Raw genomic sequence first — 17,727 nt, forward strand, 5'->3', positions numbered from 1 at the left:
GGCAGTCTGATACTCTGCACTATTTCTTTGTTGTAACTGTCTTTACAGCAGACCATGCACCGTAATACTTTATGCCATTCACTGTGGTATAGGTTCTTACTCTTACATAGTATTTTTTATTTCCGCTAAGCTTTGAAACTGTTACTTTATCTGTCTTATTGCTTGTTATTACCGTTTTCTTTGCTCCGCTGAATGAAGAATTTGTAGCATACTGTATCTCATATCCTGTCGCATGACCCTTTGCGGCATAGTCGATATAGAAGCCCTTGCTCTTAGCTGTAAGCTTCTGTATCTCCTGCTTTGCAGGGTTTATCACGAAAGTCCTTGTTATAGTTCCTGCATATAAGCCCTTTCCAGTTATGACAACAGTTGCTTTTCCCACGTTCTTATTATTTCTGTATGAAACAACATAATCAATGCCCTTTCTAAGTGCTGTACTGCCAAGCTTGACAGTCACGGACGGCGTTTTAAACTTGGCGTCAAAAGAATAGGTCGCAATCGAAAGTGATACAGAGGCAGAAGAAATGCTCTTTGGAGAAAGTGCAGGGATATCAGCTGACTCGACAACTGCCCCACATACCATGCAGCTTCTGTGCTTTCTTCCTTTTACGCCCACAGCCGCAGCCTTGTCTGTTATCCAGTCGCCTGCAACGTGACCCTTGGCCTTTATTTCTGTCTGTGCCTTTATGACCTTTCCGCATACTGAACAGTGTGAACCCTCTGTTTTGCCAGCGGTGGTGCAAGTTGCCGCAACAGCTTTGTCTGTAACGATAGTATGACCCTTTGCCCCAACGTAACCTTCCTTGAAGCTGTCATGGCACTCCATACACTCAACAAGCGTGTAGCCGTCTGTTTCACAGTCTGCCGCTACAACTGTTCTCTTGTAAACATGTCCCTTGGTCTTTATGACCTCTGTATATGTATCCCCACAGCGTGTGCAGGTAAACGTTTTTTCTCCGTCTGTTTCGCAGGCTGGCTTTACTGTCTGTGACGTATAGTCATGACCAAGTGGTGAAGTGAAATTATCCTTGTATATATCACCACAGTTTTCGCAAGTATGGAGCGTATAGCCACCCTTATCGCAAGAAGCCGAAACTATCTTATCGTTGTACTTATGACCTGTTGCATTGATCACCTTGCTGTAGCTGTCACCGCATACAGAACAAGTAAACTTTGTATAGCCGTCATTATCGCAGGTCGGCTTTACTACCTCTGAAATGCCATATGTATGACCCAAAGCTTCCAGCTTTTCAGTATACACATCTCCGCAATCTGCACAAGTGAACGTCTTTACTCCGTCTGTATCGCAAGTTGCTTTCTTTGTTACTTCTGCTGAATAGTTGTGACCTTTTGCCTTTATCACTTCTGTGTACTTATCACCGCAATTTGCACAGGTATATGTGATAACCTCATCGTCTGTACAATTTGCTTTCTTTGTTACCTCTGCGGAATAATTGTGTCCCTTTGCCTTTATCACTTCTGTGTATTTATCTCCGCAGATCGCACAAGTATATGTGATAACTCCGTCGTCTGTACAGTTTGCTTTCTTTGTTACCTCAGAAGCATAGATATGACCTTTAGCTTTTATTACTTCGCTATAGCTGTCACCGCAAGTATCGCAAGTGTAAACACTAACTCCGTCTGTATCGCATGAAGGCTGCTTAACTGTCGTCTTTGTATACTTATGTCCTGTAGGAGCGGTGAAATCATCCTTGTATGTATCTCCGCAGTTTGCACAAGTATGGAGCGTATAGCCTCCCTTATCGCAAGAAGCCTCTGTTACTACGTCATTATACTTATGACCCGTTGCAGGTATCTTCTCTGTATAGCTTTCATTACATTCTGTGCAAGTGTATGTAATAACTCCGTCCTCTGTGCAAGTTGCTTTTTTTGTTATCTTTCTTGTGAGATAGTGCGGTACTATAACATTAGGCTCATCAGCCGTGCCACAGTAAACAACATTTGCGCCGTCTGTAGCAGTGATATAGTAGAGTATCTCCTCGTCTGTGACCTCATAAGCCGCAATAGTTGCCTTGTAAACCGAGCCTGTGGTATTTCTCATATCAACAGACTTCCAACTGTCGGCAGACTTATTTTTATAGTAAAGCGTTGCTCCCGCAACCTTAACATTATCCGTAATATCAGCCGTTATAGCTATAGCCTTGTCTGGCGTCAAAGTTTTCACAGGGGTGTGTACAATAACAGGCGGCTCACCCTCTAATGGACAACAGCTTATAACGTTTGAAGCCTTTGACTCGTTAAGGTCAGTATCCACCACTGTGAAATAATAGTAATAATCTGTGCCTGCCCGAACATTTTCGTCAATGAACGAAAGCTCGTCCGCATTAAGAACAGACTTGTTCACTCTTGTGAAATTCTGCTTCTCAGGCTTTTTGTCAGCATCATATTTTGTTGCTCTGTAAATATTGTAGCCTGCAAGGGTATCATAATCGTCCTGCATCCAGCTAAGAAAGTTCTTGCCAAGCTGACCCTCGCCTGTGAGTGACATAGACTGTGCCGAGCTGTTTGTTATCTCAAACTTAAATCTGCCCCAATCTGTACCTGTGACGAGCCACTTATCGTCAGCCGCCGCAGCTCCCTTTACACGGATATACATTGTGCCAAGGTCGATATAAGGGTCTATCTTGAACTCGCTTACCCATTCACGGGCGTTCGCCCAATCGCCCGATACTGCGAAATCAGTATAAGGCTCGCTTCCTCCGTATGTCACCATAGGCTGAACATCAGAAGCCATATCACGATTGAACTTAACGTGCATTTTAACTGTCTGTGCACCGCTGACCTTGTCTATCCTGTTGCCGTCCTTATCAGTGAGATAAGCCTCGGTGACGAATGGGTAGATTTCCGACATATCGTCATCAAGTGTGAGATAAGGCTCTTGGATAAGGTCATTCTTTGTTACGTCCCAGTCAGCGTCAAGGCACTGTACCTTTACAAGGTCGGGATTCGTAGTACCCCAGTAGTTGCTGGATATGTCATAGGTGGTACGTCCGTTATAGTCTTTTGAAGCATCAAATGAACCGATTGCTCTTATATTATCATAATTATTAAGATAAAACGAATTAAGAATGGCATTATTTGCGAACAGTGGATTATACTTATCTGATGCCCCAACTATTATTGACGGTTCATCATCTTTCTTACCGTGATAATTAAGTGCTACATTTTTTTCAAAACGATCATAAGGATATACTCTTTGGTTGTCATAATTGTCAAAAAGAGTAGTTGTAATGTCATAAGCACATATACCGTAACTGTTTCGAGATTTCATACTCATATTAGAGAAATGAGAGTTCGCAATACTTTTGGCAAAAAGCACTCCATATCTAAATGAATAGCTATATGTAAAATTACAATGATCTATTATAGTAACATTAAAAGGCTTACCTGCACTCAAAGAATACGGATCACTAGCATAATAAGTCGCATTATATATATTAACATATTTTAATGACGCATATTTCTTATCATAATCATCATCAACCAGCCCACTATCTTTGAAATCAATATAAGAACCCGTTCCGGTAATTGTCACTGCCTTATCTTCAAAACCTTTGCCTGGATACATCTCAATAGGCTGTTCTTCTGTACCCTCGGCAATAAATCTGCCCTCTACCTGCAAATAAACGTTGGCATTTGCACCATACTTATTATTAGGGTCAGCAGACCAGAACTGTATCCTTGTGCCAGGCTCAACTGTTACTGTTACGCCCTCAGGGATAAGCACATTGTTTTCAACTATCCAAAGCTTATCGTTTGTAAGGGTCATATCCTCATTGATTATTCCGCTGAGTGCAACGCCATTTTGAACAGTCAAGGTATAGCTTGCAGATGAGCTATACAAATTGCCGTCACGTTCATCAAGACCGTTCTTTGCAGTTATAGAAATATTAAAAGTTATCTGAATATCATTAGGCGTACCCTCTTTTATCTTAAAACGGATAGGGTTTGATATGCCTGTGAGTTTTTCATCTGTATATGTAAAGCCATTATTTACAGAAGCAAACGTACCCACATCTGACAGTTTGACTTCATCATTTATGAACTCAACGTATTTGTTTGCCACGCCGCCGTCTGAGATTGCGTCAACTTTTACAGTAACATCAGTTGCCGCACCCCACCTGTTCCATACCGCTACACCCATGTCAATAGTTTCACCGGGCTGTGCAATGCCGTCGCCATTATTTGCAGATGAAACATCTTGATAATCAAGAGTGTAGACTTCATCAAGTGTCAGATTAGGATGTGCTTGTCTTGTTAAGCTATCACGGATATTAAGTTCAGGATAACTACGAAATCCATATGCCCTGCTTGTAGTGGCACTGCAAAGCTGACCCATTATATATCTTGAGCTATACTTTGATTTATCTGTATACTTGCTTCTGAGTATCGCCGCTGCCGCCGCAACATTTGGTGTTGCCATTGACGTACCGCTCCAACAAGCATATCTGTTGCCAGGAAGTGTGCTATAAATATTAACACCAGGGGCTGCCATTTCATATTCGCAATTTTGTCCCTCTAAGTAGTCCCAGTTTGAAAAAGAAGCAAGGCTCTTATTATTGTCAGTTGCCATTACGCCAAGTACATATTTATATCCTGCTGGATAGATATCTTCTGTATTAAAATAGCCTGCATTAATTGCGTCAGTTGTCGGCAAGCCGTCATTACCTGCCGCCGCAACGAGAACACAGCTTGGGAAAGCGTCCTGCAATGCGCTTTCAACGAGATATGACCTGCCTGTTCCACCGAAGGACATATTGATAACGTCTGCGCCATTGTCAGCGGCATACTTTATCGCCTTGGCGATATCCGAGCTTGCAAAGCTTCCGTTCGCCTGACCTGCCCTTACGCACATTATCTTTGCACCATATGCAACACCGACTCCGCCGCCATTGCCAGGTGTCATTGCGATTATGCCTGCAACGTGTGTGCCGTGACCATGCTCGTCCATAGGGTCGCAATCGCCGTCAACAAAGTCTACGCCATGAACATCGTCAACATAACCATTGCTGTCATCATCAATGCCGTTGCCGGGTATTTCGCCCTCATTCACCCAAATGTTGTCTGCAAGGTCTTTATGGGTATAGTCAACGCCCGTGTCGATAACAGCCACAACAGTACCTTTGCCGGGAGCTTCCTTTTTAGCAGGATCAAAACAATCTTTCCATACGCCTGTTACGTCCATGCAAGGGAAATGAGTTTCAGCGTTTATTTCCTCGTCGGTTGCCGCAACAGTTGTTGTGTCTGTCTTTTCCCACACAAAGTCAGGCTCAGCCGACAGAATGTTTTCATTGTCCGACAGCTTGTCCACAGTTGCCCAAACGTCCTCCGAGGTGGTCGCTTCATAGAACGTCTTATAAGGGGTCATGCCGTCCTTTTCGTCAGTGTTTTCTGCCTTTGTTTCAAGAATAAACTCAACGTCTTTCAGATCATACTCGGCGCAGATATCGCTGTCATCATCAAGATAAGCCGATTCTTCACCCTCTGCATGATAAGAAAGCACCGAGAACAGCACTTTGCCAGGAGTTATCTCCGTGCTGTCACGATATTCCTGTTCAGCCTCCATATCCGAGATAGGGTCATAAGCGTGCTGAGTTTTGTCAGCCTTGTCTGCACTGCTTTCTGGCTGCTGTGCCTTGTTTTCTGACTGCTCAGTACCGCTATAGCTCTCTGCATCAGCCGTTTTGCCGCTTTCTTCAGCCGAAGCTTTCACCACAGCATTTTCGTCATACAACACACCACTCAATGCAGTGGATTGAAAACTCAATCCCAAACACAGAAGCAATGCTACTATCTTCTTACTGTTCATAATTTTTCCCTCCCTAACCTTATTTTATTTTGTATTTTAACTATAACTAATTATCGTTGTATTCATTATAGCACATTAAAAATCAAATTTGTTAAGCTGTCAGCTTAGTTAAACGTTTTCGGAAAATATTTTTTTATTTTAACAATTATTTTGTTCATAATATTTCTCTATGCACTGTTTACAATTTACAAAAAATCTGATAGAATTAAAATAACCAAATCAAGGGAGCGTAAAAAATGAGAACTTGTCCTCACTGTGGCAGCGAGCTTCACGATGATTCTACTTTCTGCTTTGCCTGTATGTCCATCGTCAACGAGCGTAAAGAATTACTTATAAAGGTAAACACGTCACGCAAAAGAACCATACCAATGGTTTGTGTTGCAGTCGCTATCATAGCCGCATCGTCAGTGTTTGCCGTTGTCAGCAAGAAAAACAATGCCGTAGAAACTAAAACACCTGAGCCTGCAAAAGCTGTGACAACTTCTGCCACTGTAACGACCATACCGCAGACAACGACTGCCGCCACAACAACTGTACCTACAACTACCACCGCACCTGCACCAACGGCAGATGAGATAGACATAATTTCAGGCGGTATTAGGCAGGCTTCCACAGGCACAGCAGGAACTACTACCACTACAACAACCTTGCCTGAAGAAACTCAGCCTGAAGAAAATAATGGTGAAAATCAGCCTGATGAAAATAACGTTCAGCAGGAGGATAACACAGCTCCAGCCGAGCCCGAGCCGTCATATTATTCCGAGGACGGAGCAGAAGAAATGACTATCTACTATCTTAAATATATAAACAATATCCGTGAAAGCTATGGTCTTAAACCATTCAGGGCTTGCGGTCAGCTAGACAAAGCAGTGCTTGACAGTTTGCATGCAGAAAAAGATACAGCTACTACAACTCATATCGAATTAACATCTGACCCATATTCTGAACTTGCAAATGTTGGTTTGCCGTTGAACAGTGAGATAACATTTGTTTATGGCTGGGGCTTTCACTATGATGAAGGGCAAGACCCATTAAAAAAATGTCTTGAAGCCTTACATCAAGACTTTCCAAATGACAATTTCAATGATAATGACCTTGCGCATGGCATGAATGATTATACCTATCTTTCAGTAGTCTACTATCCCGACCCACTTATGGATAAGAATGCCAAAGAAACTGCAAACGAATGGTGTCCATATGACGGACAAAGATATGGGATAAGGATATATGCAATGAAATAATGCACGGCAAAATTCGCTATATAGAAAGGAGCGTAAAAAATGAGAACTTGTCCTCTATGTGGGAAGTGAGGGCGAGATCGATACTTGGAATGAAATAACATTGGATAAGCTAAAAAGCAACATCAGCGACGTTGGACTTCCCTCAGACAGTGAATTTATAAGGGTAAGCTATGTAAAGACTGGATTACAAATATTTCGGTTGCGCAATATATGATATGTGTCGTAGCCAGCTAAAACCTAACGGTGATTATTCATCCTCTTCCGAATACGTCTGCGAAATTTGGCTGATGAAATAAGCAAAATTAAAGTTTACAAATCATCTTATAATTAGCCTTGATATATTGTTTACAATTCACAAAAATTATGCTAAAATAAACGTATGCTTTTAAGCTCTTAGCTTTATCAGTAAATAATATAACAAGGAAAAAACATCTATGAAGTTCAATATCAAAAAGGTCGCAGCCGCATTTTTAAGTGTGGCAATGCTCACCACAGGCTCGGCTCAGCTTTCTGTTTTTGCACAGCAGACGCTTAAATATGAAGCCGAAAACGGCACTTTGGGCGGTTCTGCCTATATCCAAACAGACAGCTCCGCATCAGGCTCTAGGTCAGTTAGTTTTTCAGACTCAAGCTGCACATGGTCACAAACTGTTACAGTCAGCGAAAGCGGATACTACAAAATAAAGCTTTACAGCCGCGGAGAAGGCTCGAATAAGATAAACAACCTTTCTGTAAACGGCTCAAATGCAGGCACTTTCAGCAGTGCAAACGGCTCTGCCTATAAAGCGTCCACAGTAAATGGTATTTATCTCAAAAAGGGTCAGAACACTGTCAAAATAACAATGTCGTGGGGATATTTTACTCTCGACTACATAACCATTGAAAAAATGAGCTCTTCAAATGCCTACACCGCCGCTGAAAATCTCGTTGACCCATACGCTTCACAAAGCACACAGCGCCTTTACAGCTATATGAAGGACGTTTACGGCAAAAAGGTCATAACAGGACAGTATTGTGACGGTGGTCTTAACGGCACTGAGTTCAAAGCTATAAAGTCCGCCACAGGTCAGACCCCTGCTATGTTGGGTCTTGACTTTATGCGCTATACTCCATGCCGTGTCCAGAACGGTGACACCTCCGACGCTGTCGAAAAGGCTATCGAGTTTTCACGGGCAGGAGGAATAGTAACATTCTGCTGGCATTGGAACGTCCCTGACAAATATCTTCTCTCAGGTACAGACGGCGGAAATCCACGTTGGTGGGGTGGTTTTTACACCAAAAACGTTGACCGCTCAAAGTTCTCGCTTACCAAAATAATGAACGGCTCAGACCCTAAGGGCTACAACACTCTTATGAGCGACGTTGACGAGATTGCCAAACAACTCAAACGTCTTTCTGACGCAGACGTTCCGGTACTGTTCAGACCGCTCCACGAGGCAAGCGGTGGTTGGTTCTGGTGGGGTGCAGATGGCTCGGAAGCCTACAAAAAGCTTTGGCAGGCAATATATGACAAGCTCACGAATGAATACAAGCTTGACAATATCATATGGGTATGGAATGGTCAGGCGGCAAATTGGTATCCTGGCGACGAATATGTTGACATAATCGGAGAGGATATCTACCCAGGCACAAGAGATTATTCAGCCCAAAGCTCAAAATATCTTGAAGCCACAGACTATTCACCAAACGGAAAAATAGTTGCCCTTACAGAAAACGGCTGTCTTTTCGACCTTGACAAAGCCTTTGATGCAAACACCGCATGGTCATATTTCGGCACATGGAGCGGTGAGTTTTGCATATCAAGCTCTGAGAAATATACCGAGAAAAGTATGTGGCAAAAGGTCTATAACAGCGACTATGCTGTGACACTTTCAAGTCTGCCCGACCTGAAAAGCTATCCTATCAGCAGTGACAATACACAGATAACTCTTGACTCCACGTCAAAAGAAGTCACATACGGCGACAGCATTACCCTAAAAGCCAGCGTGACCTCAGGCACTCCTCAGACAGTAACATGGAAAAGCTCCAACACAGCCGTTGCCACAGTAAAAAACGGTGTTGTGACTGCCACGGGCAAAGGCACAGCAAAGATAACAGCCTCCCTGCCTAACGGAAGGTCTGCCGTCTGCACTGTAAAGGTCACCACAAAAAAGCTTCCAACATCAGGCTATTCCTACGCAAGCACTGCACAGTACACAGGCAGTGCAATTATTCCGACAGTCACTGTTAAGGACGGAAGCAAAGTTCTACGTCAGAACATCGACTATCGTGTGATAGTCACGAACAATGTTAAAATTGGTCACGCTAACATCACTATCTCAGGCATGGGCAACTACTACGGCAGTTATTCCGCAGGCTTTGACATTATCCCTGCCAAGCAGACCATACAAAAGCTTGAAACAAGATACAAAGGCTTCTTTGTGGATTGGGCGCAGAAAGGCTCTGCCACAGGCTATGACATTCAGTATTCCACCAGTGCAAACATGAACGGTGCGGCTTCCAAACACCTCACTGCCAACAAGCCAGATAACCTGACAATAAGCGGTCTGACAGCCGATAAGACATACTACGTCCGTGTGCGTTCCTACACAAACGTTGGAAGCAAGACTTATTATGGTCCATGGTCTGACATAAAAAGCATAAAGACCGCAAAATATGATATTACAAAAGCTTCCGTTTCTGGCATTTCCACCAAGGCATACACAGGCAAGGCTATAACGCAGAACATTACTGTGAAATACAACGGCACTGCCCTGAAAAACGGAACTGATTACACAACTTCCTACTCAAACAACAAAAAAATCGGCAAGGCAATTGTCAAGATAACAGGCAAAGGCAAATATGGTGGCATTATCACAAAGACCTTTACCATAAACCCTGCCAAGCAGGAGATACAAAAGCTTACGTCTAAATCCAAAGCATTTTTCGTGGATTGGGCGCAGAAAGGCTCTGCAACGGGCTATGAGATACAGTATGCAACTAACTCCAAGTTTACAAACGCAAAGAAAGTCACCATAACAAACAACAAGACCGACAAGACCACAATTTCCAAACTTAGCGGCAAAAAGAAATATTACGTTCGTGTCCGTTCCTACACGACAGTGAACGGCACAAAATATTACGGTGCATGGTCGGTTTCAAAGAGCGTGACTACAAAAAAATAAAGAAAAAGTGATTATCCATAGCAAAATAGAGGTCTGGCTCAAACGTCAGACCTCTATTATTTTTTATTTGCACACAAAAACACCCCGTATCATAAGTGAAATTCTCCCCTTTTGTTAGACAATGTGGTATAATAGAAATATACCAATAAAAAATCTAACGAAATGGTGCATTTTTATGCCAAAAGGACAGCCGAACAAAAGATACACGCCGGAATTCAAAATCAAAGTAGTGGAAACAATGCCCCCTGAGCCACAATGCTCAGAAGGCTTTGTTTTATATTTGGCCGAAACAGCTATCAAGAACATTTTCAGACAAATTCAAACAAGTGCCTGAAATTCAATGATTGTCTCTTTCGGATCGTCAGTAACAGTTACATCTATTTTAAATTGCTGTATCATTATTCCTTTCAATTTTATGTTGTTAAACTTGACGTATTCCAAAAACATTTTTATGAATAAATCCCTGTCAGCGGTATAATCCTTAAAATATGCACATAGATATTTTCCCGCAGGGAGCACACAGAAATGTCTTGAATTCTTCATTTCTTCACCGCACATTATCATGGTGTGCCAATTATCCATATTTTCCATCTCGGAAATATCATCAAAATCCATATAAAAGCCTATTCGGTCTGAAGCCAAGATCGGCGCAGTTTCGTGAAGATGACTTTCTAGGTGCATAAATTCAAGTGCAACGGATTCACCACTTTTATCAGATTTATTGAGCTGTGATATGATAAATCGCTCTGGAAAATCCTCAAAAGAAAACTTCTCCAACTCGATATTATTGTCGATAACCTTATCAATGAAATCTATTTTTTCTTTGATAGTCTCCGCCAGCCTTTGTTTGCTACGTATCTCCTCTTCAAGAAGCTTATAGTGTTCTTTCAGCATATCCACAGATTTTTTCATATTTCTCTCCGTGAAATATCCTTTTATCTCATTCAGCGAAAAATTTAGGCTGCGCAGTTCAAGTATCGTGCCAAGCTTCTCATATTGCTGTGGATCATAGTATCTGTACCCCGTATCAGGGTCAACATAATCAGCCTTGAAGATCCCGATACTATCGTAATACCGCAGTGTTTTTGAAGAAATACCTCGTCTTTGACCCATTTCTTTTATGGAAAGATATTTCTTTTTTTGTTCCTGGTTCATAATGAATACCCCTTTTCGTCAGCAAACTTCTATTCAAGCGCCATTTTGCCCTCTTCATCAGTTCTGATCTTAATTACATTTTCTACCTCATATACAAAGATCTTTCCGTCACCGATATTTCCGCTGTACAGCACACGCTTTACCGTGTCTACCAAAAGTCCAAGTGGAACTGTGCTGATAACGATCTCGACCTTTATCTTCGGGAGCAGATGTGACTTTGCTTCCGAGCCACGATAATAATCGGTGCTGCCCTTTTGTATTCCGCAGCCATTGACATTTGTTACGGTCATACCGGTTATATCTATCTCGTCAAGTGCGTCTTTCAGCGACTCAAATTTCGAGCTGTTCATAAGTATAACTACCTTGCGTATCTTTCCGTCAGCTTTATACGCTGAACGATCTATAGGCTTTGAGAGGTCTATCTGTGTAACACTCTTGGCATTTCCGTCTGACAGATCTGAAATAAGATCATCAGTCACAATGCCCTGCCAACCATGCTCTGAGCGGTCAAGACCCATTATCTCAGCCTTTTCAGAAACTCTGATACCTACTGTATGCTTAAGTATAACGAAAAGTAGCGTCATTGCAGCTAATCCGTATACCGCAACAGACAAAACTCCAAGTAGCTGCACGCCAAGAAAGTTAAATCTACCTGTATAGATAACGCCCTTTTCTACAGAAAATACACCTGTCATTATTGTGCCAAAAGCTCCGCAAAGGCCATGAACTGATATTGCGCCAACAGGGTCGTCCACCTTGCAGATATGGTCGATAAACTCAATGCCATAGATCATAACAAAAGCTGCACCTACGCCCACGAGAAGCGCTGCATAGTGTGGAAGCTGATCCGCACCGGCTGTGACGGCAACAAGACCTGCCACAATGCCGTTTAAGGTCATCGTTATGTCTGATTTTCCGTATCTTACCCATGTAATTATCATTGCAGATACGGCACATGCTGATGAAGAAAGTATAGTGTTCATAAACACACTGCCGATAGCTGCAAGGTCAAATCCGCTTTCGGAAGTCACTACCGAGCCGCCGTTAAAGCCAAACCAGCTTACCCACAGTATAAACGCTCCAAGAGCCGCCAAAGGTATATTCTGACCCAGTATAGCCCTTGACTTTTTCTTTTTGTCATATTTGCCTATTCGTGCGCCTAGCACAGCGGCGCCTGCAAAAGCAGCAGAACCTCCCAAGAGATGTACGGCAGTTCCGCCCGCAAAATCGTGGAAGCCAAGCTGAGCAAGCCAGCCATCGGCGTTCCATATCCAACAGCCGCTTATAGGATAAACAACTGCACTCATAACTGCGGAATAAATAAGATATGACTTGAAAGCAGTTCTTTCTGCCATAGCACCTGAAACTATAGTAGCAGACGTTGCGCAGAAAACTAACTGCCACGCCATAAATACAGGCTGTGGAATAGTTTGTGAAGCAGCCGAATAATCACCGTTAGAGAAAAGATCTATCACGCCCACAACGCCTGTTGTTGCACCAAACATTATGCCAAATCCCAAGATCCAATAAAAGATCGAGCCGACCGCAAAATCCATAATGTTTTTCATGATAACATTACAGGAATTTTTCTTTCTTGTAAAGCCTGTTTCAAGCATTGCAAATCCCGTCTGCATAAAAAACACAAGCACGGTGCATATGGCAATCCAGATCGTATCCGCTGACATAATCATAAGATCAATCCTTTCAGATAACATCACTGCGGCATAGTATTATAAATGCCGCAGCGTGTATTATTTTAATTGTTCAGATCATTTGTTTACCTGAAAATCAGTATAAGAGAAGTTCCAGAATGACTGAGGACTTGGAGTAAATGTAAACTTATCGCTGACAGCGTAAACCGACTCGGGCACATAAAGTGGGATATAAGCACAATCATCAGCAGCTATCTTTGAAGCTTCAATAAAGTATTCTACTCTCTTACTATCGTCAGTTGTTTCGTAAGATTTATCAATAAGTGCGTCAAAGTCTGCATTCTTCCACATTGCCTGATTTGCACATCCCGGTACTGTATTTGAGCTGTGGAACATTGTTTTCAGATTGCCCACAGGGTCGAGATAGTCAGATACCCAGCTAGAGCCAAACGCCTGATATGGTCTGTTGCCGTTTTCATCTTCATTAAAGCCGTACAAATAGCTGAACATATCTGCTGAAAGTATCTCCTTGATATTCATTTTGATACCGATCTCACCAACCATAGATTGAATAAGCTCAGCTTCCGGAACATTGGCAGATAAAGTGTAAAAATCGAACTCAAATCCGTCAGGATACTTTGACTTAGCAAGATACTCCTTTGCCTTATCATAATCCTGAACTGTGTAATCCTCCATTTCTCCCACTGCAGTGTGCCACTTGTCAGGATCCATATAATACATATTATCGGATAAACAAGTAACATCAAGCTTTGCCGAATACTCTCCGCCAATGGATTGCTGAACAAGGGAAGAGTCTATACAGTAAGCAAGCGCCTTTCTTGCGTTAACATCATCAAACGGCGCAACCTGTGTGTTTAAGGCGACAAAAACCGTAGAAGTCTCAAAATCGTGAATGATATTATAATTGCTCAGCGACTCATAAGTCGGAAGAACATCATTTGTAATTCCAGGTGCAAAATCGATAGTTCCTGACTTTACTGCCAATGCGATAGTGCTGGCGTCTTTCATAACATAGAAGTTGATCTTGTCGATAGCAAGATTATCTGCACCGCCCCACCAATATTCATTCTTTTCAAGAACTATCTGTGAGTCAGCAGCCCATGATACAAACTTATATGGACCTGTACCCACTACTGAGCCTTCATTTGTTCCATAAGCGTCACCTTCAGCTTCCACAACAGACTTCTTCAAGATCTGACATGGCGTTGTTGCAGGAACATACTTCCATGTGCTGTCAGGCTGAGTAAGGTGAACAGTGAGCGTTCTTGTTTTCTCATCTACCTCAAAGCTGTCGACGTGCTCAAAAAGATAGCTCATTCCATAAGCGTCCTCACGCACACGATTTAGAGAATACAACACATCGTCCATTGTAAGATCGGAGCCATCGGAGAACTTTACACCCTCACGGATCTTATAAGTATATGTAAGATCGTCCACCTGTTCCCAGCTTTCTGCAAGTGCAGGTACAACATCTGTGCCGTCCTGATTAAAATCAAGGAGCGTATCGTAGCAATCATACTCTGTGTATTCATTTACAACAAGGTTTGCGTCAGCAGGATCAAAGGATACAGGCTGATTTGTTGACGCAACATTCAAAACAACAAGTCCGTCTTCATTTGCAACACCTGTTCCGCCTCCTGAAGTATTGCTACAGCCTGTGATACCTACAGCGAGAAACAACGCCAACGAACCTGCTAAAAGTTTCCTGTAGTTTTTCATGATAAATTCTCCTTTTCATATAAACTTCTATATCAATCCTCTTCATCAGAGTTATGACCTTTTGGATAATGGCAGGCAACAAAGTGTCCGTTGCCCATATCCTTGAGTTTTGGTGTTCTGTGGTCGCACAAACCATGCTTGTAACGGCTGCACCTTGAAGCAAACCGACAACCCTCAGGCACGTCTATGGCAGTAGGGATGTCACCTTTAAGGATTATCTGCTCCTTTTGCTGAAGCGGATGTTCCTTTGGCTTTGCCGAAATAAGCGCCTGCGTATATGGGTGCATAACGTTTGAATACACCTCATCTATAGGACCCATTTCAACGATAACGCCAAGATACACAACAGCCACTCTGTCGCAAAGATGACGGACAACATTCAAGTCATGTGAAATAAAAAGCATAGTCTGACCAAGATTTTCTTTAAGGTCTATCATCAGATTAAGTATCTGAGCTTGAACAGAAACATCAAGTGCCGAAACAGGCTCGTCAGCCAACACAAACTTTGGCTCTGACATCAGCGCCCTTGCAATGGCAAGACGCTGAAGCTGACCTCCAGAGAGTTCCTTTGGCAGTCTTGAAAGCACATCATCAGAAAGCTTGATATACTTTAAAAGCCCCTTTATCCTATTCTGATACTGTTCATCGGTCATGCCCAGAAACTTTCCATATTCCGCAAACGTCTTTCCAAGCCGCTTCTTTGGGTTGAAAGATGCAAGCGGATTTTGAAAGACCATTTGCATATCCTTTCTCAGGGGCTTCATTTTCTTCTGCGAATATCCGAAAATATCCTGTCCGTCGAAAACTATCTCACCAGAATCGCTGCTCTGCAGATTAAGAACGCATTTGCCTATCGTTGATTTTCCTGATCCGCTCTCTCCGATAATGCCAAATATCTCGCCTTTTCTTATTTCAAAGCTGACATCATCGCAGGCATGGAGGTAGCTTACACCGACCTTTTTGATCGCAGGATTTCCGATCTTGAACCATTTCTTCAAGTGTCTTACCTCAAGAATATTTTCAGCCATTCTTTTCACCTCCGTCCGACAGGAAGCACGATGCTCCGTGACCTGCCCTGATAGTTTTCAGCGTTGGAAATTCTTTGCGGCATTTATCCATACATTTATCACATCTCTCCGCAAACGGACAATGAGTGAACTTGTTATACAAAAGCGGCGGCGCTCCAGGGATAGTTGCCATATACTTTCCTGTATCAGCCTCTTTAGGATTGCTGTTCAGAAGCGCCCTTGTGTATGGGTGAGTCGCATTATCAAAAATATCAAGCACAGAACCCGTTTCGCATATCCTTCCAGCATACATTACTGAAACGCTGTCACATATTTCAGCCACAACTCCAAGGTTATGAGTGATAAATATTACCGAGGTGTTATTTTCTGCCGCAAGTTCCTTGATAAGTTTGAGTATCTGTGCCTGTATCGTAACATCAAGAGCTGTTGTCGGCTCATCCGCTATAAGAAGTCTAGGTTTACAGGAGAGCGCCATTGCTATCATTACTCTTTGGAGCATTCCTCCACTCATTTCAAATGGATACTGTTCATACCGCTGTTCAGCAGGAAGTATTCCTACTTTTTCAAACAAAGTAAGCACATATTCCTTTGCCTCTGCCTTTTTCATTTTCAACTTTTTGCGCACAAGCTCAGCGATCTGCTCGCCTGCTTTCATTATTGGGTCAAGAGATGTCATAGGGTCCTGAAATATCATTGCAATATCTTTTCCCTGAATAGTCTGCATCTGCTTCTCCGACAGCGAAAGCACATCTACTTCTTTTCCCTTGCCGTTCTTGAAAAGGATCTGGCCCGAATATCTCGTATGCTTTTCATCATGGAGCCGCATAATAGATTTAGTGGAAACGCTCTTTCCGCAGCCGCTTTCACCCACAACGCCATGGATCTCGCCCTCCTTTACGCTAAGGTCTACTCCCTGAACAGCGTAAACTATACCTCTGACCGTCATAAAATCTACAGACAGATCTTTTATTTCAATTACATTATGCTCGTTCATAAGAACACCTACTTACTTTTTATATTGCTGCCTTTTGACGGCGCTGAATATGGATAAGTCTCTTTTCATACTGTTTGAATGTCGGAAGCTTTCTCTGTGACGGATCGATATATTCTTGAATACAGTCGCTGAAAATATTAACCGCTACGGTCACAAGCATTATAATTATTGCAGGGGCAGCAAGAAGCACATAATTGTTATAGAAATTCTGCATACCATTTTCAAGAAGAGTTCCCCAATCTGCGTCAGGTGGCTGAATACCAAGACCTAAATAGCTGAGCGTTGCCATCGCTACTATAGCCGCACCGATATCCATTGTGAACTGAGCGATCATTGTGGTGATAACATTTGGAAGAATGTGAAAAAAGATTATCTTCATATCCAAATATCCCATTGACTTGCAGGCTTCAACATAAACCGCTTTCTTTTCCGTTATGATAAGCGAACGCGCCATTTTTGCTGTCAGCGGTATAAATGCGATACCAATGGACATAACGCCTGTGAAATTTCCTCTGCCGAAAATTGCGATAAGTATGAATGAAAGAAGCAGAGACGGTATTGAACAGACAACGTCCCAGATTCTCATTATAACTGCGTCGATCTTTCCTCCGTAATATCCGCATATAAGACCGATAGGTACGCCGATGACCACCTCAAAGGCAACTATGAGGAAAGCATTGAGCATAGAGCTTTTTGCACCCATTATAAGCCTTGATAAAAGGTCACGTCCAAGCTTGTCCGTTCCTAAAATATGTCCTTTTGAGAAAGCAGGAAGAAAACAGGATCGTGGATCAACTTCATTTGGATCATAAGGAACAATGACATTTGCACCAATAGCAACAGCTATTGCTATAAGTATCACTATGTCTGAAATAACCGTTTTTGGAGTAAAAAACTTTCCCACCTTTGAACGTTTAGCCATT

General features: G+C 42.5%; 9 protein-coding genes. 2 read left to right on the plus strand and 7 right to left on the minus strand.

What is annotated here, in order from left to right:
* Positions 1-19 precede the first annotated feature (19 nt).
* A complete protein-coding gene (locus tag AB5123_RS00270) occupies positions 20-5,830 on the minus strand; it encodes a S8 family serine peptidase (RefSeq protein WP_368364436.1) in 5,811 nt (1,936 codons plus the stop codon).
* Between the two features lie 236 nt (positions 5,831-6,066).
* Here AB5123_RS00270 and AB5123_RS00275 point away from each other — a divergent pair, with 236 nt between their 5' ends.
* Positions 6,067-7,071, plus strand: coding sequence for a zinc ribbon domain-containing protein (locus AB5123_RS00275; RefSeq protein WP_278460298.1), 1,005 nt, complete (start codon positions 6,067-6,069; stop codon positions 7,069-7,071).
* Positions 7,072-7,505: 434 nt separating this feature from the next.
* Positions 7,506-10,235 carry a glycosyl hydrolase gene (locus tag AB5123_RS00280; RefSeq protein WP_368364437.1) on the plus strand — a complete coding sequence of 910 codons (2,730 nt, stop codon included), beginning with the start codon at positions 7,506-7,508 and terminating at the stop codon, positions 10,233-10,235.
* Positions 10,236-10,553: 318 nt separating this feature from the next.
* Here AB5123_RS00280 and AB5123_RS00285 read toward each other — a convergent pair whose 3' ends face one another.
* The 6 genes from AB5123_RS00285 to AB5123_RS00310 all read right to left on the minus strand — a co-directional run bounded on the left by AB5123_RS00285 (position 10,554) and on the right by AB5123_RS00310 (position 17,726).
* A complete protein-coding gene (locus AB5123_RS00285) occupies positions 10,554-11,390 on the minus strand; it encodes a MerR family transcriptional regulator (RefSeq protein WP_117923394.1) in 837 nt (278 codons plus the stop codon).
* Between the two features lie 29 nt (positions 11,391-11,419).
* The gene (locus AB5123_RS00290) at positions 11,420-13,081 is read right to left on the minus strand and encodes an ammonium transporter (RefSeq protein ID WP_117923395.1); all 1,662 of its coding nucleotides are present in this window, start codon (positions 13,079-13,081) and stop codon (positions 11,420-11,422) included.
* A gap of 78 nt (positions 13,082-13,159) precedes the next feature.
* Entirely contained in the window at positions 13,160-14,782 is a 1,623-nt protein-coding gene (locus AB5123_RS00295) for an ABC transporter substrate-binding protein (RefSeq protein WP_117923396.1), read from the minus strand.
* 32 nt (positions 14,783-14,814) lie between these two features.
* Complete coding sequence (locus AB5123_RS00300; RefSeq protein WP_117859517.1) at positions 14,815-15,810, minus strand: ABC transporter ATP-binding protein; 996 nt, start codon at positions 15,808-15,810, stop codon at positions 14,815-14,817.
* Positions 15,803-16,804, minus strand: a complete 1,002-nt coding sequence (locus tag AB5123_RS00305) for an ABC transporter ATP-binding protein (protein ID WP_117891262.1) — start codon at positions 16,802-16,804, stop codon at positions 15,803-15,805. The genes AB5123_RS00300 and AB5123_RS00305 overlap by 8 nt, the downstream gene beginning before the upstream one ends.
* A gap of 19 nt (positions 16,805-16,823) precedes the next feature.
* Complete coding sequence (locus tag AB5123_RS00310; RefSeq protein ID WP_117891261.1) at positions 16,824-17,726, minus strand: ABC transporter permease; 903 nt, start codon at positions 17,724-17,726, stop codon at positions 16,824-16,826.
* Position 17,727 lies beyond the last annotated feature (1 nt).

Origin of the sequence: Ruminococcus sp. RTP21204st1_B2_RTP21204_210225 (assembly GCF_040914135.1) — a bacterium.
GTDB lineage: Bacteria > Bacillota > Clostridia > Oscillospirales > Ruminococcaceae > Hominimerdicola > Hominimerdicola aceti.

Excerpts from the sequence above, each read along its gene's own strand:
- AB5123_RS00270 (WP_368364436.1), bottom strand. The coding sequence starts at position 5,830 with ATGAACAGTAAGAAGATAGTAGCATTGCTTCTGTGTTTGGGATTGAGT.
- AB5123_RS00275 (WP_278460298.1), top strand. The coding sequence starts at position 6,067 with ATGAGAACTTGTCCTCACTGTGGCAGCGAGCTTCACGATGATTCTACT.
- AB5123_RS00280 (WP_368364437.1), top strand. The coding sequence starts at position 7,506 with ATGAAGTTCAATATCAAAAAGGTCGCAGCCGCATTTTTAAGTGTGGCA.
- AB5123_RS00285 (WP_117923394.1), bottom strand. The coding sequence starts at position 11,390 with ATGAACCAGGAACAAAAAAAGAAATATCTTTCCATAAAAGAAATGGGT.
- AB5123_RS00290 (WP_117923395.1), bottom strand. The coding sequence starts at position 13,081 with ATGATTATGTCAGCGGATACGATCTGGATTGCCATATGCACCGTGCTT.
- AB5123_RS00295 (WP_117923396.1), bottom strand. The coding sequence starts at position 14,782 with ATGAAAAACTACAGGAAACTTTTAGCAGGTTCGTTGGCGTTGTTTCTC.
- AB5123_RS00300 (WP_117859517.1), bottom strand. The coding sequence starts at position 15,810 with ATGGCTGAAAATATTCTTGAGGTAAGACACTTGAAGAAATGGTTCAAG.
- AB5123_RS00305 (WP_117891262.1), bottom strand. The coding sequence starts at position 16,804 with ATGAACGAGCATAATGTAATTGAAATAAAAGATCTGTCTGTAGATTTT.
- AB5123_RS00310 (WP_117891261.1), bottom strand. The coding sequence starts at position 17,726 with ATGGCTAAACGTTCAAAGGTGGGAAAGTTTTTTACTCCAAAAACGGTT.